At 65.8% G+C, this 17,347-nt stretch carries 17 protein-coding genes and 1 tRNA gene; 13 read left to right on the top strand and 5 right to left on the bottom strand.

Annotated features, from left to right (window positions below; all coding sequences use genetic code 11):
- The first annotated feature begins 49 nt into the window (after positions 1-49).
- The 4 genes from ACJ7Z0_RS22145 to ACJ7Z0_RS22160 are packed head-to-tail and all read left to right on the top strand — an operon-like array spanning position 50 to position 3,781.
- Positions 50-979: a branched-chain amino acid ABC transporter permease gene (locus ACJ7Z0_RS22145; RefSeq protein ID WP_055803923.1), complete on the top strand. Its 930-nt coding sequence runs from the start codon at positions 50-52 to the stop codon at positions 977-979.
- A 13-nt stretch (positions 980-992) separates the two neighbouring features.
- Positions 993-2,189 carry an ABC transporter permease subunit gene (locus tag ACJ7Z0_RS22150; protein WP_434791551.1) on the top strand — a complete coding sequence of 399 codons (1,197 nt, stop codon included), beginning with the start codon at positions 993-995 and terminating at the stop codon, positions 2,187-2,189.
- A 19-nt stretch (positions 2,190-2,208) separates the two neighbouring features.
- On the top strand, positions 2,209-2,982 hold the full coding sequence (locus ACJ7Z0_RS22155) for an ABC transporter ATP-binding protein (protein ID WP_431123969.1): 774 nt from the start codon (positions 2,209-2,211) through the stop codon (positions 2,980-2,982).
- 16 nt (positions 2,983-2,998) lie between these two features.
- Entirely contained in the window at positions 2,999-3,781 is a 783-nt protein-coding gene (locus ACJ7Z0_RS22160; RefSeq protein WP_434792708.1) for an ABC transporter ATP-binding protein, read from the top strand.
- A gap of 12 nt (positions 3,782-3,793) precedes the next feature.
- Here ACJ7Z0_RS22160 and ACJ7Z0_RS22165 read toward each other — a convergent pair whose 3' ends face one another.
- Positions 3,794-4,768 carry a Bug family tripartite tricarboxylate transporter substrate binding protein gene (locus ACJ7Z0_RS22165; RefSeq protein ID WP_434791552.1) on the bottom strand — a complete coding sequence of 325 codons (975 nt, stop codon included), beginning with the start codon at positions 4,766-4,768 and terminating at the stop codon, positions 3,794-3,796.
- 38 nt (positions 4,769-4,806) lie between these two features.
- On the bottom strand, positions 4,807-5,871 hold the full coding sequence (locus tag ACJ7Z0_RS22170) for a CDP-6-deoxy-delta-3,4-glucoseen reductase (protein WP_434791553.1): 1,065 nt from the start codon (positions 5,869-5,871) through the stop codon (positions 4,807-4,809).
- A 63-nt stretch (positions 5,872-5,934) separates the two neighbouring features.
- Between ACJ7Z0_RS22170 and ACJ7Z0_RS22175 the strand changes: the two genes are divergently transcribed.
- A complete protein-coding gene (locus tag ACJ7Z0_RS22175; RefSeq protein WP_434791554.1) occupies positions 5,935-6,867 on the top strand; it encodes an SDR family oxidoreductase in 933 nt (310 codons plus the stop codon).
- A 128-nt stretch (positions 6,868-6,995) separates the two neighbouring features.
- On the opposite strand, the gene ACJ7Z0_RS22180 is transcribed toward ACJ7Z0_RS22175, so the two are convergent.
- Positions 6,996-7,080 (bottom strand) — tRNA-Leu (locus ACJ7Z0_RS22180).
- A 42-nt stretch (positions 7,081-7,122) separates the two neighbouring features.
- On the opposite strand from ACJ7Z0_RS22180, the gene cysM reads away from it, so the two are divergent.
- Genes cysM through ACJ7Z0_RS22195 form a run of 3 tightly spaced genes read left to right on the top strand, consistent with a single transcriptional unit; the run spans position 7,123 to position 8,836 of the window.
- On the top strand, positions 7,123-8,025 hold the full coding sequence (cysM, locus tag ACJ7Z0_RS22185; RefSeq protein ID WP_337317029.1) for a cysteine synthase CysM: 903 nt from the start codon (positions 7,123-7,125) through the stop codon (positions 8,023-8,025).
- A gap of 15 nt (positions 8,026-8,040) precedes the next feature.
- Positions 8,041-8,619, top strand: a complete 579-nt coding sequence (locus ACJ7Z0_RS22190) for an NUDIX hydrolase (RefSeq protein WP_431123953.1) — start codon at positions 8,041-8,043, stop codon at positions 8,617-8,619.
- Complete coding sequence (locus ACJ7Z0_RS22195; protein WP_431123950.1) at positions 8,609-8,836, top strand: sulfurtransferase TusA family protein; 228 nt, start codon at positions 8,609-8,611, stop codon at positions 8,834-8,836. The genes ACJ7Z0_RS22190 and ACJ7Z0_RS22195 overlap by 11 nt, the downstream gene beginning before the upstream one ends.
- Before the next feature lie 43 nt (positions 8,837-8,879).
- On the opposite strand, the gene galU is transcribed toward ACJ7Z0_RS22195, so the two are convergent.
- Positions 8,880-9,770: a UTP--glucose-1-phosphate uridylyltransferase GalU gene (galU, locus tag ACJ7Z0_RS22200; RefSeq protein ID WP_434791555.1), complete on the bottom strand. Its 891-nt coding sequence runs from the start codon at positions 9,768-9,770 to the stop codon at positions 8,880-8,882.
- 109 nt (positions 9,771-9,879) lie between these two features.
- Entirely contained in the window at positions 9,880-12,777 is a 2,898-nt protein-coding gene (locus ACJ7Z0_RS22205) for a valine--tRNA ligase (protein ID WP_434791556.1), read from the bottom strand.
- Between the two features lie 126 nt (positions 12,778-12,903).
- On the opposite strand from ACJ7Z0_RS22205, the gene yaaA reads away from it, so the two are divergent.
- From yaaA to ACJ7Z0_RS22230, 5 genes are all read left to right on the top strand, one after another.
- Positions 12,904-13,686, top strand: coding sequence for a peroxide stress protein YaaA (gene yaaA / locus ACJ7Z0_RS22210; protein ID WP_434791557.1), 783 nt, complete (start codon positions 12,904-12,906; stop codon positions 13,684-13,686).
- A gap of 1 nt (position 13,687) precedes the next feature.
- On the top strand, positions 13,688-14,530 hold the full coding sequence (locus ACJ7Z0_RS22215) for a 2OG-Fe(II) oxygenase (protein ID WP_434791558.1): 843 nt from the start codon (positions 13,688-13,690) through the stop codon (positions 14,528-14,530).
- Between the two features lie 13 nt (positions 14,531-14,543).
- Positions 14,544-15,443 (top strand): alpha/beta fold hydrolase, encoded by a 900-nt coding sequence (locus ACJ7Z0_RS22220; RefSeq protein ID WP_434791559.1) that lies wholly within the window; start codon positions 14,544-14,546, stop codon positions 15,441-15,443.
- Positions 15,440-16,315 carry an NADPH-dependent 7-cyano-7-deazaguanine reductase QueF gene (gene queF / locus ACJ7Z0_RS22225; protein WP_434791560.1) on the top strand — a complete coding sequence of 292 codons (876 nt, stop codon included), beginning with the start codon at positions 15,440-15,442 and terminating at the stop codon, positions 16,313-16,315. The genes ACJ7Z0_RS22220 and queF overlap by 4 nt, the downstream gene beginning before the upstream one ends.
- Positions 16,316-16,426: 111 nt before the next feature.
- Complete coding sequence (locus ACJ7Z0_RS22230; protein WP_431123931.1) at positions 16,427-17,332, top strand: SDR family NAD(P)-dependent oxidoreductase; 906 nt, start codon at positions 16,427-16,429, stop codon at positions 17,330-17,332.
- Positions 17,333-17,347 lie beyond the last annotated feature (15 nt).

A 17,347-nucleotide genomic window follows, 5' to 3' on the forward strand; every position in this document is an offset into this window, starting at 1 on the left:
ACGCTGGGTGAACGGCACCCCGCAACGGTGCAACAAATAGGAACGCGTTATGGAAATTTTGCTGCAGCAGATCATCAACGGTCTGGTTCTCGGCAGCATGTATGCCTTGATAGCCTTGGGCTACACCATGGTGTACGGCATCATCAACCTGATCAACTTTGCGCACGGCGAAGTGCTGATGGTGGGGGCGCTCACGAGCTGGACCATCATCGGCCTCATGAAGGAATCGATGCCCGGCACGCCCGGCTGGTTGATCCTCATCATCGCGCTGATCATTGCCTGCGTGGTGGCCGCCACGCTCAACTTCGTGATCGAGAAGGTCGCCTACCGGCCGCTTCGCAACAGCCCCAAGCTCGCGCCGCTCATCACGGCCATCGGCATGTCGATCCTGCTGCAGACGCTGGCCATGATCATCTGGAAGCCCACCAACAAGGCCTATCCCAACCTGCTGTCGACCACCCCCATCGAGGTGGGCGGCGCGGTGATCTCGCCCACGCAGGTCATGATCCTGAGCGTCACGGCGTTCTCGCTCGTGGTGCTGATGTGGCTGGTCAACTACACCAAGCTCGGCCGCGCCATGCGCGCCACCGCCGAGAACCCGCGCGTCGCGGCGCTCATGGGCATCCGGCCCGACATGGTCATTTCGGCCACCTTCATCATCGGCGCCGTGCTAGCGGCCATCGCCGGCGTCATGTACGCCTCCAACTACGGCATCGCGCAGCACGCCATGGGCTTCCTGCCCGGCCTCAAGGCCTTCACCGCGGCGGTGTTCGGCGGCATCGGCAACCTGGCCGGCGCCGTGGTCGGCGGCATCCTGCTCGGGCTGATCGAAGCCATCGGCTCGGGCTACATCGGTTCGCTGACCGGCGGTGTGCTGGGCAGCAACTACAGCGACATCTTCGCGTTCATCGTGTTGATCGTCATGCTCACGCTGCGGCCTTCGGGCCTGCTCGGCGAGCGCGTGGCGGATCGGGCCTGAGGAGCAGAACACCATGAAGAACAGCAAGAACCTCGCTCTCTACGTGCTCGGCGTCGTCGCCGTGCTCGCCCTGCCCATCTTCCTGCAGAGCCAGGGCAACGCCTGGGTGCGCATCGCCGACATCGCATTGCTCTACGTGATGCTCTCGCTCGGCCTGAACATCGTCGTCGGCTACGCCGGCCTGCTCGACCTGGGCTATGTCGCCTTCTTTGCCGTGGGGGCCTACCTCTACGCGCTGATGGGCTCGTCCCACCTGTCCGACACCTTCCCGTGGTTCAAGGCCATGTTCCCGAACGGGCTGCACACCTCGCTGCTCATCGTGGTGCCGCTGGCGCTGGCGGTGGCGGGCGTGCTGGGCGTGATGCTCGGGGCGCCCACGCTCAAGCTGCGCGGCGACTACCTGGCCATCGTGACGCTCGGCTTCGGCGAAATCATCCGGGTGTTCCTGAACAACCTCGACCAGCCGATCAACATCACCAACGGGCCCAAGGGCATCACCGCCATCGACTCCGTCAAGTTCTGGGGACTCGACCTCGGCAAGGCATGGAAGTTCGACGGCTTCACGATCTCCTCGGTCACGCTCTACTACTACCTGTTCCTTGCGCTGGTGGTCGCCACCATCATCATCTCGCACCGCCTGCAGATGTCCCGCATCGGCCGCGCCTGGATGGCCATCCGCGAAGACGAGATCGCCGCCAAGGCCATGGGCATCAACACCCGCAACATGAAGCTGCTGGCCTTCGGCATGGGTGCCAGTTTCGGCGGCGTGTCGGGCGCCATGTTCGCGGCCTTCCAGGGCTTCGTGTCGCCCGAGTCGTTCAGCCTCATGGAGTCGGTGATGATCGTCGCCATGGTCGTGCTGGGCGGCATCGGCCACCTGCCGGGCGTGATTCTCGGTGCCGTGCTGCTGGCCGCGTTGCCCGAAGTGCTGCGCTACGTGGCCGGTCCGCTCCAGGCCATGACCGACGGCCGCCTCGATGCGTCCATCCTGCGCCAGCTCTTCATTGCGCTGGCCATGATCGTCATCATGCTGATGCGTCCGCGCGGCCTCTGGCCTTCGCCCGAGCACGGCAAGACCTTGCAGCGCAAGGGCGTGGCCCCAGACGCCCCCGTGGCACCGGGTTCGCTCCAGACCCATGCGCCCGGCATCGAGACACCCGCCGACGAATTGCCGGGTGCGGCTTCGCGTCCCATGTCGATCAATCCGTGAGCCGAAGGAAGCAATCAACATGACGACAGACACCATCCTCGACGTTCGCGGAATTTCCAAGCGCTTCGGCGGCCTGCAAGCCCTCTCCGACGTCGGCATCACCATCAAGCGCGGCCAGGTCTATGGCCTGATCGGCCCCAACGGCGCCGGCAAGACCACCTTCTTCAACGTGATCACCGGGCTCTACACGCCCGACAGCGGCAGCTTCGAGCTCGCCGGCAAGCCCTACCAGCCGACGGCCGTGCATGAAGTGGCCAAGGCCGGCATCGCGCGCACCTTCCAGAACATCCGCCTGTTCTCCGAAATGACGGCGCTCGAGAACGTCATGGTGGGGCGCCACATCCGTACCCATTCGGGCGTGTTCGGCGCCATGCTGCGCACCGGTTCGTTCAAGGCCGAGGAAAAGGCCATTGCCGAGCGCGCGCAGGAACTGCTCGACTACGTGGGCATCGGCAAGTTCGCCGACTACAAGGCGCGCACGCTGTCGTACGGCGACCAGCGCCGGCTCGAGATTGCGCGCGCATTGGCCACCGACCCGCAGCTCATTGCGCTGGACGAGCCCGCCGCCGGCATGAACACGACCGAGAAGGTGCTGCTGCGCGAGCTGATCGACCGCATCCGCAAGGACGACCGCACCATTCTCATCATCGAACACGACGTCAAGCTCATCATGGGCCTGTGCGATCGCGTCACCGTGCTCGACTACGGCAAGCAGATTGCCGAAGGCACGCCGTACGACGTGCAGAAGAACGAGAAGGTGATCGAGGCCTACCTCGGCACCGGAGGACACTGAAATGACCACGACGACGATGACGAGCGCAGAAGAAACAACAGCAACGGCAACTGCAACCCCGCCGAAGACCGCGGCCACGGCCACCGGCAAGACGCTGCTCAAGGTCAGCGGCCTCAAGGTCGGCTACGGCGGCATCCAGGCGGTGAAAGGCGTGGACTTCGAGGTTCACGAAGGCGAACTGGTGTCGCTCATCGGCTCCAACGGCGCCGGCAAGACCACCACCATGAAGGCGATCACCGGCACGCTGCCGGCCGGGGCGGGCACCATCGAATTCCTGGGCCGCAACATCAAGGGCCGCGGTGCGTGGGACCTGGTGGGCGAGGGCCTCGTGATGGTGCCCGAAGGGCGCGGCGTGTTCACGCGCATGACCATCACCGAGAACCTGCAGATCGGTGCCTACATCCGCACGGACAAGGCCGAGATCGCCAGCGACATGGAGCGCGTGTTCGTGACCTTCCCGCGCCTGCGCGAGCGCAAGGACCAGCTCGCGGGCACCATGTCGGGCGGTGAACAGCAGATGCTGGCCATGGGCCGCGCGCTCATGGCGCGCCCCAAGGTGCTGCTGCTCGACGAGCCGACCATGGGCCTGTCGCCCATCATGTGCGACAAGATCTTCGAGGTGGTGCAGACCGTGGCCGCGCAGGGCGTGACCATTCTGCTGGTGGAGCAGAACGCCAACCGCGCGCTGCAGCTGGCCGACCGCGGCTACGTGATGGAGTCCGGGCTCATCACGATGGACGGCGACGCCAAGGAACTGCTGCGCGACCCGCGCGTGCGGGCCGCCTACCTCGGCGAATAACCTTCGAAGGGGTCAATCGACCCTGGCGCCGGTCGCCTTCACGACGGCTTCGTACTTGGAGAGCTCGCTCTTCATGAACGTGCCGAACTGCTCGGGCGAACTGGCCACGGGCTCGGCCAGCAGCGTGGCAAAACGGGTCTTCGTTTCCGGTGCATTCAGCGCCGCGACGAAGGCCTGGTTGAGCTTCACGACCACGTCGTGCGGCGTGCCGGCCGGTGCCACCAGCCCCCACCAGGTGTCGATCGAAAAGCCTTTGAGCGTGTCGGCCACCGGCGGCACGTCGGGCATGGCGCTGCTGCGCTGCAAGGTCGTGACGGCAATGGCCTTGAGCTTGCCCGAGCGGATGTTGGGCGCCGCGGTGGCAAGGTTGTCGAAGTTGAAATCGACCTGGCCCGAGAGCAGCGCCAACTGCGCCGGATTGCCGCCGTTGTACGGAATGTGCAGCGCGAAGATGCCGGCCTGCTTCTTGAACAGCTCGCCCGCCAGGTGGCCGGCGCTGCCGTTGCCACCGCTTCCGTAGTTGAGCTTGGCCGGGTTCGCCTTGGCGTAGCGAACCAGGTCGGCCACGGTATTGATCTTCAGGCGCTGCGCCGTCTCTGCATTCATCACCAGCACGTTCGGCACGCGCACCATCTGCGTGATGGGCGCAAAGTCGCTCGCCGCGTTGAACGGCATCTTGCTGTAGAGCCACGGATTCACCGCATGGGTGGCGGTGGCCGCAATGCCGATGGTGAGGCCGTCGGGCGCGGCCTTGGCGACGATGTCTGCGCCGATGTTGCCGCCCGCACCGGGCTTGTTGTCGATGATGACCGTACCCAGCGTGTCCTTCACGCGTTCGGCCAGCATGCGGGCCGTGACGTCGATCGGCCCGCCCGCGGCGTAGGGCACCACGAGGCGGATCGGGCGTTGCTGCTGGGCCGCCGCCTGGCCGGTGGCAATCAGCGTGGCACTGGCAAGCAGTGCAAGAAGGAAGTGTCTCGTTTTCATTTTTTCGTTCTGTCGTCTCGCGGAAATCGGATCGGAGATCAGGGAAGCGCTTTGTCGGCCTCGGTGGTGAATGCGTCGGCAAAGAACTCGTCTTCGGGCAGGCCGGCCAGCGCCACGTAGTCATGCTTGGCCGAGTCGACCACGATCGGCGCGCCGCAGGCGTACACCTGGTGCCCGGAAAGGTCGGCAAAGTCTTCCAGCACCGCGCGGTGCACGAAGCCCGTGCGGCCGGTCCAGTTGTCTTCGGGCGTGGCATTGGAAACGACCGGCACGTAGCGCAGGTTCGGCATCTCCTTCAGCTGCTCGCGCATCCAGCCGTCCATGTAGAGGTCTTCGGGCCGGCGACCGCCCCAGTAGACCGTGGCGGGCCGGTCGATACGCTTGAACTTCATGTGCTCGAGCAGCGCCTTGATCGGCGCAAAGCCGGTGCCGGAGGCCAGGAAGATCATCGGCTTGGCGGAGTCCTCGCGCAGGAAGAAGCTGCCGTAGGGGCCTTCGATGCGAAGGATTTCCTTTTCCTTCATCACGCCGAACACGTGGTCGGTGAACTTGCCGCCCGGCAGGTGCCGCAGGTGCAGTTCGATGCCCGTGCCCGGCTCGGCCAGCGTGTGCGGCGCATTCGCCATCGAATAGCTGCGGCGCGCGCCGTCGCGCAGGATGAATTCCACGTACTGCCCCGCATGGAACTGCAGCGGTTCGCCGGCCGGCAATTGCAGGCGCAGCTTCATCACGTCGTGCGACAGCCGCGTGAGCGCCAGCACGCGCACCGGCATTTTGCGGATCGGCAGGGCGCCGGCCTCGGTGACCTGGCGCGACTCGAGCACCACGTCGCTCTTTGCGTGGGCGCAGCAGGTCAGCACGAAGCCCGCCAGCTGCTCTTCGGCGCTCAGTGCCTTGCTCTGGTGCGGGCCCAGCTCGACTTCGCCAGAGAGCTTTTTGCACTTGCAGGAGCCGCAGGCGCCGTCTTTGCACCCATAGGGGAGCCCGATGCCTTGCCGGATCCCGGCCGCGAGAATGGTTTCATCGCCATGCACCACGAAGTGACGCCCGCTGGGCTCGACGGTGATGGAAAAGCCCGCGTCATGCGGCGCTGCAACAGTCATCGGTATTCTTCGGCTTGTTTCAGCCTGTAGCAGAAAAGAGAAAAAGGGAAAGGAACCCGGATTTTGCCTTCAATCAATAGCCCTTCCGGCGCGCTGCCGGCCCGCTTCCGCCGCGAACGCCTGCTGATCGTCGGCTGCGGCGACGTCGGCCAGCGCGTGGCACGCGACCTGCGCGGCCGCATGCAGCTGGTGGCGCTCACTTCGTCGGCCAACCGGGTGCCGGCGCTGCGGGCAGCCGGCATCCGCCCGCTCGTAGGCAACCTCGACGACCCGTCCACGCTGCGGCGGCTGGCCGGCGTGGCTACCCGCGTGCTGCACCTGGCGCCGCCGGCGCGCGACGGCGGCGCTTCGTGGTGGCGCGACCAGCGCACCACCGCATTGGCCCGGGCGCTGCGGCTGCGCTCCACGCCATTGGCATTCGTCTACGGTTCCACCAGCGGCGTCTATGGCGACTGCGGCGGCGCGCGGGTGAGCGAGACGCGGGCCGTGCGGCCCGACACGCCCCGCGCCCATCGCCGCGTGGATGCCGAGCGCGCGGTGCGCTGGCTCGGCCGCAGCGCCGGCGTGCGCGCGAGCATCCTGCGCATCCCGGGCATCTATGCGCCAGACCGCGAAGGCGGCACGCCGCGCCAGCGGCTTGCGCGCGGCACGCCCGTGCTGCGGCGCGAGGACGACGTGTTCACCAGCCACATTCATGCCGACGACCTGGCGCGCGCCTGCGTGGCGGCGCTGTTCCGCGGCCGGCCCCAGCGCATCGTGCACGCCTCGGACGACACCGAGCTGCGCATGGGCGACTACATCGACCTGGCCGCAGACCTCTACGGCATGCCGCGTCCCCCACGCGTGGCGCGCGACGAAGCCCAGCGCCAACTGCCGCTGCAACTGCTGAGTTTCATGGGGGAATCGCGCCGGCTCGACAACACGCGGCTCAAGCGCGAATTGCGCGTGCGGCTTGTGCATCCGACGGTGCACACGGGACTGCGCGAGGAAGCCTGAGCTACCAGGGAAGGGGTCTTTTTTCAGGGATACCGAGGAACCGGCTTCGCCGGGCCGCCGGTATCGCCCCCGGTAGGGGGTTGGCGAAGCGACACGAAGTGCGCGCAGCCTGGGGGCGAGTCAAAGTGTGGTGCCCGGGGCCGGAATCGAACCGGCACACCTTTCGGTGGGGGATTTTGAGTCCCCTGCGTCTACCAATTTCACCACCCGGGCAGGGTTCTGAAGCAAGCCCAAAATTATGGCACAGTGGCTGCCATGAATTATCCGACGATCGAAGACGCCATCGGCAAGACCCCCCTGGTGGCACTGCAACGCATCGATGCGGCCGAAAATGCCAAGCGTGGCAACGTGATCCTCGGCAAGCTGGAAGGCAACAATCCCGCAGGCTCGGTGAAAGACCGTCCGGCGCTCTCGATGATCAAGCGCGCCGAGGAGCGCGGCGAAATCAAGCCTGGCGACACGCTGATCGAAGCCACCTCGGGCAACACCGGCATCGCGCTGGCCATGGCCGCGGCCATCAAGGGCTACCGCATGGTGCTGATCATGCCGGAGGATCTGTCCGTCGAGCGCGCCCAGACCATGAAGGCCTTCGGCGCCGAGCTGGTGCTCACGCCCAAGAGCGGCGGCATGGAATACGCGCGCGACCTTGCCGAACAGATGGTGGCGCAGGGCAAGGGCCGCGTGCTCGACCAGTTCGCCAATGCCGACAACCCGCGCATCCACTACGAGACCACAGGCCCCGAGATCTGGGCCGACACCAAGGGCAAGATCACGCATTTCGTGAGCGCCATGGGCACCACCGGCACCATCACCGGCGTCTCGCGCTTCCTGAAGGAAAAGAACCCCGCGGTGCGCATCATCGGCGCGCAGCCGGCCGAGGGCTCACGCATTCCGGGCATTCGCAAATGGCCGGCCGAATACCTGCCCAAGATCTACGATGCGAGCCGCGTCGATGAAGAGATCAGCGTGAGCCAGGACAACGCCGAAGAAATGTGCCGACGCCTCGCGCGCGAGGAAGGCATCTTCGGCGGCATCTCCGCGGCCGGCGCGCTATGGGTGGCGCTCGAGGTGGCCAAGACGGTGGAGAACGCCACCATCGTGTTCGTCGTGTGCGACCGCGGCGACCGCTATCTGTCGACCGGCGTGTTCCCCGCCTGATAAAGCCACAACCCCATGCCCCATCCCAAGTTCTGCCAGGCCTGCGCCACGCCCCTCGAATGGATCGCGCTGATGGAAGACGGCGGTCCCAAGGAGCGCCTGCGCTGCCCGTCCTGCGGCCACACGCACTGGAACAATCCCACGCCCGTGCTCGCGGCCATCGTCGAGTACCGCGGCCAGGTGCTTCTGGCGCGCAATGCGGCCTGGCCCGTCAAGATGTATGCGCTGATCACCGGCTTCATGGAGGCCGGCGAAACGCCCGAGGAAGGCATTGCGCGCGAGGTCAAGGAAGAAACCAACCTCGACGTGAGCGCGGCCAAGCTCGTCGGCGCGTACGACTTCCAGCGCATGAACCAGATCATCATCGCCTACCATGTGGTGGCCGATGGCGAGGTCAGGCTCTCGCCCGAGCTGGTGGACTATCGCCTCTACGACCTGCCCGACCTCAAGTGCTGGCCGGCGGGCACCGGCTATGCATTGGCCGACTGGCTGCGCACGCGGGGCCACGAGCCTGTGTTCTTCACCGCAGCCGAGAACGACGACCGCCGCCGCGGGCTCAATCTGCCGCCCGAGGAGCCCAAGCATGGAAGCTGATCGCGAAATCGATACGCGCGGGCTGAACTGCCCGCTGCCCATTCTCAAGGCGAAGAAGTCGCTCAACGACATGGCGAGCGGACAGTTGCTCAAGGTGGTGTCGACCGACCCGGGCTCGGTGCGCGACTTCCAGGCCTTTGCGCGCCAGACCGGCAACGAGCTGGTCGAACAGCAGACCATCGGCAGCGACTTCATCCATGTGCTGAAGAGGCGCTGACCAGAAAGAAAAAGAAAAGGGCCCCGGTTGGGGCCCTTTTTTTTCAGAGCTCCAGGCTCTTCAGATACTCGCGGAACTGCGCGCCCACTTCGGGGTGCGCCAGCGCAAGCTCCACCGAGGCTTGCAGAAAGCCTTCCTTGCTGCCGCAGTCGTAGCGAATGCCCTTGTAGGCATAGGCATAGACCGATTCTTTCTTCATCAGCGCCGCAATGCCGTCGGTGAGCTGGATCTCGCCACCCGCGCCCTTGGGCTGGTTGCGAATTTCGTCGAACACGCCGGGCGTGAGGATGTAGCGGCCCGCCACGCCAAGGCGCGAGGGGGCCTTGTCCGGCGAGGGCTTCTCGATCATGCGATCGACCTTCACGAGATCGTCGCCGATGGATTCGCCCGCCACGATGCCGTAGCGCTTCACGTGCTCGAGCGGCACTTCCTGCACCGCGAGCAGCGAGGCGCCGAGCTTGCCGAAGGCGGCGGTCATCTGTGCGAGCACCGGTGCACCGCCCACGGGGCCGACCATCAGGTCGTCGGCCAGCAGCACGGCGAAGGGTTCGTTGCCCACCAGGTGTTCGGCGCACAGCACCGCATGGCCGAGCCCCAGCATGCGCGGCTGGCGCACGTAGGAGCAGGTCATGTCGTCGGGCATGACCGAGCGCGCGATGTTGAGCAGTTCGAGCTTGCCGCTGGCCTCGAGCTGGCTCTCGAGTTCGTAGGCGGTGTCGTAGTGATCTTCGATGGCACGTTTGTTTCGGCCCGTTACGAAAATCATGTCGCGAATGCCCGCCGCGTAGGCTTCCTCAACCGCGTATTGGATGAGTGGCTTGTCGACAACCGGCAGCATTTCCTTTGGCTGCGCCTTGGTAGCGGGCAGAAAGCGGGTGCCGAAACCTGCAACAGGAAATACGGCCTTGCGGATGCGTGTCGAGGGAGTGGGCATGGACAATTTGGGCGTCTGTTCGTTCAGTTGAAGAAGAAGGTTTTACAGTCAGCAAACGGTACCGAAATACCGTCTTTGTCATGCTAAACCCTGCCCCGATCCATGTGTGTCAGCCAAGACGCACAAGCTGATCGCGAAGACGTTCCAACGTTGCACTGAAATCGCTCAGGCGCTTGCGCTCCTGTTCGATGACAGCCGGTGGTGCCTTAGCTACAAAGGCTTCATTGCCGAGCTTGCCGTTCACTTTCAGGATCTCGCCTTCGATGCGAGCAATTTCCTTGCCTATGCGCGCACGCTCGGCGGCCTTGTCGATCTCCATGTGCAGGCACAGCCGTGCCGTGCCCACCACGGCCACGGGCGCCGCTTCGGCCGCTGCCGACCATGAGGCCTCGTCGTCGAACACTTTCACTTCCTTGAGCTTGGCCAGGGCCTGCAGCACCGGTGCCGCATCGCGCAAGAAAGCCGCGCCCTCGGCATCGTCGGCCACCGCATAGAGCGGCAGGCGCACCGCGGGCGACACGTTCATTTCGCCGCGCAGCGTGCGGCACGCATCCACCAGCGCCTTCAGGCGCGCCACGTGCGCTTCGGCCGCTTCGTCGATCTTCTCGGGCTGGCTCTTCGGATAGGCCGCCACCATGATCGATTCGCCCTCGCGTCCTGCGACGGGCGCGACCTTCTGCCACAGCTCTTCGGTAATGAACGGAATCACCGGATGCGCGAGGCGCAGCAGTGCTTCGAGCGTGCGGATCAGCGTGCGGCGCGTGGCGCGCTTTTGCGAATCGTCGCCGGTCTGGATCTGCACCTTGGCAATCTCCAGGTACCAGTCGCAGAACTCGTCCCACGCAAACTGGTAGATGGCGTTGGCCACGTTGTCGAGCCGGTATTCCTCGAAGCCCTTGGCCACTTCGGCCTCGACGCGCTGCAGCTGCGAGGCGATCCAGAAGTCGGCGCGGCTGAACTTGAGGTAGCCGTGGGCCGGTCCACCGACCGCGCACTCTTCCTTGGTGTGCTCGCGCAGGCCGCAGTCCTGCCCTTCGCAATTCATCAGCACGAAGCGCGTGGCGTTCCAGAGCTTGTTGCAGAAGTTGCGATAGCCCTCGCAGCGCTTGCTGTCGAAGTTGATGCTTCGGCCGAGCGACGCCAGCGAAGCGAACGTGAAGCGCAGCGCATCGGCGCCAAAGGCCGGAATGCCTTCGGGAAATTCTTTCTGCGTGTTCTTGCGCACCGCGGGCGCGGTCTCGGGCTTGCGCAGGCCCTGCGTGCGCTTGTCGAGCAGCTCGGGCAATGCGATGCCGTCGATCAGGTCGACCGGGTCGAGCACGTTGCCTTCCGACTTGCTCATCTTCTTGCCCTGCGCATCGCGCACCAGGCCATGGATGTACACGTCCTTGAACGGCACCTTGCCGGTGAAGTGCTTGGTCATCATGATCATCCGGGCGACCCAGAAGAAGATGATGTCGTAGCCCGTCACCAGCACGCTCGAGGGCAGGTACAGCTCCAGGTCCTTCGTCTTCTCGGGCCAGCCGAGGGTGGAGAAAGGCACCAGGGCCGCCGAGTACCAGGTGTCGAGCACGTCTTCGTCGCGGCGCAGGGTCTTGCCCGGGGCCTTGGCCTGCGCTTCGGCTTCGTCGTGCGCCACGTACACATTGCCTTCGTCGTCGTACCAGGCCGGGATCTGGTGGCCCCACCAGAGCTGGCGGGAGATGGTCCAGTCCTGGATGTTCTCCATCCAGTGGTTGTAGGTGTTGACCCAGTTCTCGGGCACGAAGCGCACTTCGCCGGTCTTCACCACGTCGATGGCCTTCTGCGCGATCGAGGTGCCGTCGGCGCCGGGCCGCGTCATGGCCACGTACCACTGGTCGGTGAGCATCGGCTCGACGATGGCGCCCGAGCGCGCGCAGCGCGGCACCATCAGCTTGTGCTTCTTCACCTCGACCAGGAGGCCGAGTGCATCGAGGTCGGCCACGATGGCCTTGCGCGCGACGAAGCGGTCCATGCCGCGATATTTTTCAGGCGCGTTGTCGTTGATGGTGGCGTCCAGCGTGAGGATGCCGATCACCTCGAGCTTGTGGCGCTGGCCGACGGCGTAGTCGTTGTAGTCGTGCGCGGGCGTCACCTTGACCACGCCGGTGCCGAACTCCTTGTCGACGTAGTCGTCGGCAATGATGGGAATCAACCGGTCCACCAGCGGCAGCTTCACGCGCTGGCCGATCAGGTGTTTGTAGCGCTCGTCTTCGGGGTGAACCATCACAGCCGTGTCGCCCAGCATGGTCTCGGGCCGCGTCGTGGCCACGGTCAGCGTGGCGCTGCCATCTGCCAGCGGATAGGCGATGTGCCAGAGCGAGCCGTCTTCCTCTTCGCTTTCGACTTCGAGGTCGCTCACCGAGGTCTTGAGCACCGGGTCCCAGTTGCCCAGGCGCTTGCCGCGGTAGATCAGGCCTTCTTCATAAAGCGAGACGAAGGTTTGCGTCACGACCTGCGAAAGGTCGTCGTCCATCGTGAAGTATTCGCGGCTCCAGTCGACCGTATCGCCCATGCGGCGCATCTGGCCGGTGATGGTGTTGCCGCTCTTTTCCTTCCACTCCCACACCTTGGCGACGAAGTTCTTGCGGGCCTCGGCGGGCGTCGGGCCCATGTCGTGGCGGCTGATCTTCTGCTCCTGCAGCTGCCGTTCCACCACGATCTGCGTTGCGATGCCTGCATGGTCGGTGCCCGGCAACCACAGCGTGTTGTCGCCCTTCATGCGGTGGTAACGCGCGAGGCTGTCCATGATGGTCTGGTTGAACGCATGGCCCATGTGCAGCGTGCCCGTCACGTTGGGCGGCGGCAGCTGGATCGCGAACGAATCGGCGCCTTCCTTCGGCTCCTGGGTGCCGCGGAAGCCGGCCTTGGCATAGCCGCGCTTTTCCCACTCCGGGCCCCAGTCCGCCTCGATGGCGGCGGGTTCGAACGATTTGGACAGGCTGTCCAGACCAGGCTGGGCGGAAGGGGTGGTGGATTCGCTCATTGGAGATGCAGGAGATGCAGGGAGATGCAGAACGGCGCCTTCGGGGGAGCCGTGGAGACAAGGGTGGGATAGCCGGCGATTTTACCGGGGCGGCCCCGGGCGAGCCCCACCCCACATAATTCCGGGATGCTCTTCTTGCTTTCCCCTGCGAAGTCGCTCGACTACGACACCCCCGTTCCCGCCGAAATCCCCGCCACCCAACCCCATTTCGAATCCCCGCGCGGCCCTTCGGTCGAACTGATCAAGCTGCTGCGCGAGAAGTCGCCGCTGCAGATTTCGGAGCTCATGCACCTGTCGGACAAGCTCTCCGCCCTCAACGTGGCGCGCTACCAGGCCTGGGCCGGCAAGAGCACGCCGAAGAATGCCCGCCAGGCCGCCTTCGCATTCGACGGCGACGTGTACGGCGGCCTCGATGCCCGCTCGCTCACGCCCACCCAGCTGGCCTGGGCGCAGGAGCACCTGTGCATCCTGAGCGGACTCTACGGCCTCCTGCGTCCGCTGGACCTGCTGCAGCCCTACCGGCTGGAGATGGGCACGGCACTGGCCAACCGCCATGGCAAGGACCTGTATGCCTTCTGGGGCTCGCGCATTGCGGAACACCTCAACGAGCGCCTGGCGGCAGACCGCACGCCTGTCGTGGTCAATGTCGCCTCGCAGGAATACTTCAAGTCGGTGGACCTGAAGACGCTCAAGGCCCGCGTGGTCGAATGCGTGTTCGAGGAATGGAAGGGCGACAAGTACAAGATCGTGAGCTTCTACGCCAAGCGCGCCCGCGGCCTGCTCGCGCGCTGGGCGGTGCTGCACAAGGCGGCCACGCCCAAGGCGCTGGAAAAATTCGATCTCGAGGGTTATGGTTTCGATGCCAAGGCTTCAACGGCCGAAAGGCTGGTGTTCAGGAGGAAGGCTTGATATGTCACAGGCGATCAGTCCCGAGCTGAGGGAGTGGCTGGTGTCGCAGCTAGCGGCCGGGCATTCGGTGCCCGCGCTGCGCGCGTCGATGCGCGCCGCCGGCTGGAAGGATGCGGCCACCGATCTCGCGCTGGCTCAGCTCGAAGCCGGCTTTCCGCACTTGGAAGTGGCTGCGAAGACACCGCGCACCGACATGCCCGGCCCCGACCTCGAAGGCGCGCCGCTCTACATCGATGCGGGCGACCGCCGCGTGCAGGTGCTGCACACCATGCGGCATCCGCGCGTGGTGGTGTTCGGCAACCTGCTCTCGCCCGAGGAATGCGAAGGCCTGATTGCCGCCGCGCGGGTGCGTCTGGCGCGCTCGCTCACGGTCGAAACCCGCACCGGCGGCGAAGTGCTGAACGTCGACCGCACCAGCGAAGGCATGTTCTTCGAGCGCGGCGAGAACGAGATCGTCGCGCGCCTGGAGCAGCGCATTGCCGCATTGCTGCGCTGGCCGGTCGAATTCGGCGAAGGCCTGCAGATCCTGCGCTATGCGCCCGGTGCCCAGTACCGCCCGCATTACGACTACTTCGACCCGGGCGAGCCCGGCACGCCCACCATCCTCAAGCGCGGCGGCCAGCGCGTGGCCACGCTCGTGATGTACCTGCAGGAGCCCGAGCAGGGCGGTGCCACCACCTTCCCCGACGTGGGCCTGGAAGTGGCGCCCGTGCGCGGCACCGGCGTGTTCTTCAGCTACGACGAACCCGACCCCGCCACCCGCACGCTGCATGGCGGCGCGCCCGTGCTCGCGGGCGAGAAGTGGGTTGCCACCAAGTGGCTGCGCGAACGCGAATTCAAATAGCCGCAAGGAACCGATGAAAGTCACCGCCAACGGGCTGCAGATCGAGGTCGACGATACCGGCGGCGAGGGACGACCCGTCGTCCTGCTCATCATGGGCCTGGGCATGCAGCTGGTCGCATGGCCGAACGGCTTCGTGCGGCAACTGGTCGACGCGGGCTTTCGCGTGGTGCGCCACGACAACCGCGACATCGGCCTGAGCCAGGGCTTCGACCATGCCGGTACCGGCAACATCGTCTGGGAAACCGTTCGCCACCGCCTCGGGCTGAAGGTGCGCTCGCCCTACACCCTGCAGGACATGACGCAGGACTCGATCGGCGTGCTCGACGCGCTGGGCATTGCCAAGGCCCACATCGTCGGGGCCTCCATGGGCGGCATGATCGCGCAGCGCCTTGCCGCCAGTGCGCCGCAGCGCACTGCCAGCCTCGTGAGCATCATGAGTTCGAGCGGCGCGCGCGGCCTGCCCGGCCCGCGCCGCGAAGTCACGGCCATGCTCATGCGCCGGCCCCTGGGCCGCAGCGAGGCCGAGCTCGTGGCGCACAGCATCAAGCTCCTGCGCCTGATCCAGAGCCCGGCCTATCCCCAGACCGACGAAGAGCTGGCCGAACGCCTCACCTTCAGCATGCGCCGTTCGTACCGCCCGGCCGGGCTGATGCGGCAGATGCTGGCCATTGGCGCCGATGACGATCGCCCGCAAATCCTGCCGCGCATCCAGAGACCCACGCTGGTATTGCACGGCGAAGCCGATGCCCTCGTGCCCATTGCCTGCGGCAAGGATTCGGCGGAGCGCATTCCGGGCTCGACGTTCATCGGCATTCCCGGCATGGGCCACGACCTGCCGCCGCAGGTCTGCACCATCCTCGCCAACCACATTGCCCCGTTCGCGCATGCCGTGGACGCCAAGGAAAAGCCATGAGCCTCGACAACGCCCCCGACAACCCCAACACCCCCGAGCAGTCGCAACTGGGCCGTGCCTCGGCCTACGCCGACAAGTACGACCCCTCGCTGCTCTTTCCGATTTCGCGCGCCACCCAGCGCGAGGCCATGGGCATCATCGGCGCCCAGCTGCCTTTCTTCGGCGCCGATCTCTGGACCGCCTTCGAGGTGAGCTGGCTCAACCTGCGCGGTAAGCCGCAGCTGGCCATTGCGCACTTCACCGTGCCTTGCGAAACGCCCAACATCGTCGAGAGCAAGTCGTTCAAGCTGTACCTCAACAGCTTCAACAGCACCGCTTTCGCGAGCCTCGATGCCGTGCGCGACCGCCTGCGCATCGACCTGTCCGAAGCGCTCTGGCGCGGCAGCGACCAGTCCGCCGGCATCGGCGTGAAGCTGCTGGCGCCCGACATGTTCGACCGCGAGCCGGTGCACGAACTCGACGGCCTGGATCTCGACCGGCTCGACATCGAGTGCACGCACTACCAGCCCGCGCCCGAACTGCTGTCCAGCGACACCACCCAGCCGCCGGTGAACGAAACGCTCACCAGCCGCCTGCTCAAGAGCAATTGCCTCGTCACCGGCCAGCCCGACTGGGGCAGCGTGCAGATCCGCTACAGCGGCCCGGCCATCGACCAGGCCGGCCTCCTGGCGTACATCGTGAGCTTTCGCAACCACAACGAGTTTCACGAACCCTGCGTCGAGCGCATGTTCACCGACATCTGGCGCCAGTGCCAGCCCAACAAGCTCGCCGTGTACGCACGCTACACGCGGCGCGGCGGGCTCGACATCAATCCGTTTCGCACCAGCTGGCCGCAGGCGCTGCCGCCAAACATCCGCACCGCGCGGCAATAAGCAAAGCGCGTCGCCGAAGCCCCTCTTCGGAAATCAGAAACTCGCAGTCCCGGCCCTGTGGCATTCTGGATCTGCCCGTGAACCGCGGGCGGATTTCCGGAGCAGACACACATGGTTGAAGGAAAAACAGTCGTCGTCACCGGCGCGGGCGGCGGCATCGGGCGCGACATTGCGCTGGCCATGGCCAGCCACGGCGCCAAGGTGGTGGTGAACGACATCGGCGCCGCGCTCGACGGCGAGGGCGGCAGCGCCGGCCCGGCGCAGCAGGTGGTGGACGAGATCCGCGCCGCCGGTGGCCAGGCCGTGCCAAACACCGACAGCGTGGCCGATGCGGCCAGCGCGGCGCGCATCGTCGAATGCGCGGTCGAGAGCTTCGGCCGCATCGACGCCGTGGTCAATAACGCCGGCATCCTGCGCGACCGCTTCTTCCACAAGATGTCGGTCGACGAGTGGGACGCTGTGCTCAAGGTGCATCTCTACGGCGCCTATTACGTGAGCCGTGCGGCGGCCACGCACTTCAAGGAGCAGAACTCGGGCGCCCTGGTGCACATGACCTCCACTTCGGGCCTCATCGGCAACTACGGCCAGGCCAACTACGCGGCGGCCAAGCTCGGCATCGTGGCGCTGTCGAAGTCGATTGCACTCGACATGCTCAAGTTCAACGTGCGCTCCAACTGCATCGCGCCCTTCGCGTGGAGCCGCATGATCGGCGCCATTCCCACCGACACCGACGAGCAGCGCGCCCGCGTCGACAAGATCAAGCAGATGACGCCCGCCAAGGTGGCGCCGCTCGCGGTGTACCTGGCGAGCGAGGCGGCCAGCGCGGTCAACGGCCAGATCTTCTCGGTGCGCAACAACGAGATCTCGCTCATCAGCCAGCCGCGGCCGGTGCGCTCCATTCATCGCTCCGAAGGCTGGACGCCGGAGAGCATTGCCGAGCACGCCATGCCCGCCATGCGCGCGAGCTTCTATCCGCTGGACCGCTCGGCGGACGTGTTCAGCTGGGACCCCGTCTGAAGCCCGGCATCTGAG

The sequence above is a fragment of the Variovorax palleresanus genome, from assembly GCF_051144945.1.
In the GTDB taxonomy this organism is placed as follows: domain Bacteria; phylum Pseudomonadota; class Gammaproteobacteria; order Burkholderiales; family Burkholderiaceae_C; genus Variovorax; species Variovorax paradoxus_S.

What these genes read in the sequence shown, in the direction of transcription:
- galU (WP_434791555.1), bottom strand. Translation starts at nt 9,770, where the DNA reads ATGCCCACTCCCTCGACACGCATCCGCAAGGCCGTATTTCCTGTTGCA.
- ACJ7Z0_RS22160 (WP_434792708.1), top strand. Translation starts at nt 2,999, where the DNA reads ATGACGAGCGCAGAAGAAACAACAGCAACGGCAACTGCAACCCCGCCG.
- ACJ7Z0_RS22155 (WP_431123969.1), top strand. Translation starts at nt 2,209, where the DNA reads ATGACGACAGACACCATCCTCGACGTTCGCGGAATTTCCAAGCGCTTC.
- ACJ7Z0_RS22220 (WP_434791559.1), top strand. Translation starts at nt 14,544, where the DNA reads ATGAAAGTCACCGCCAACGGGCTGCAGATCGAGGTCGACGATACCGGC.
- queF (WP_434791560.1), top strand. Translation starts at nt 15,440, where the DNA reads ATGAGCCTCGACAACGCCCCCGACAACCCCAACACCCCCGAGCAGTCG.
- ACJ7Z0_RS22150 (WP_434791551.1), top strand. Translation starts at nt 993, where the DNA reads ATGAAGAACAGCAAGAACCTCGCTCTCTACGTGCTCGGCGTCGTCGCC.
- ACJ7Z0_RS22215 (WP_434791558.1), top strand. Translation starts at nt 13,688, where the DNA reads ATGTCACAGGCGATCAGTCCCGAGCTGAGGGAGTGGCTGGTGTCGCAG.
- ACJ7Z0_RS22205 (WP_434791556.1), bottom strand. Translation starts at nt 12,777, where the DNA reads ATGAGCGAATCCACCACCCCTTCCGCCCAGCCTGGTCTGGACAGCCTG.
- yaaA (WP_434791557.1), top strand. Translation starts at nt 12,904, where the DNA reads ATGCTCTTCTTGCTTTCCCCTGCGAAGTCGCTCGACTACGACACCCCC.
- ACJ7Z0_RS22190 (WP_431123953.1), top strand. Translation starts at nt 8,041, where the DNA reads ATGCCCCATCCCAAGTTCTGCCAGGCCTGCGCCACGCCCCTCGAATGG.
- ACJ7Z0_RS22195 (WP_431123950.1), top strand. Translation starts at nt 8,609, where the DNA reads ATGGAAGCTGATCGCGAAATCGATACGCGCGGGCTGAACTGCCCGCTG.
- ACJ7Z0_RS22170 (WP_434791553.1), bottom strand. Translation starts at nt 5,871, where the DNA reads ATGACTGTTGCAGCGCCGCATGACGCGGGCTTTTCCATCACCGTCGAG.
- cysM (WP_337317029.1), top strand. Translation starts at nt 7,123, where the DNA reads ATGAATTATCCGACGATCGAAGACGCCATCGGCAAGACCCCCCTGGTG.
- ACJ7Z0_RS22230 (WP_431123931.1), top strand. Translation starts at nt 16,427, where the DNA reads ATGGTTGAAGGAAAAACAGTCGTCGTCACCGGCGCGGGCGGCGGCATC.
- ACJ7Z0_RS22165 (WP_434791552.1), bottom strand. Translation starts at nt 4,768, where the DNA reads ATGAAAACGAGACACTTCCTTCTTGCACTGCTTGCCAGTGCCACGCTG.
- ACJ7Z0_RS22145 (WP_055803923.1), top strand. Translation starts at nt 50, where the DNA reads ATGGAAATTTTGCTGCAGCAGATCATCAACGGTCTGGTTCTCGGCAGC.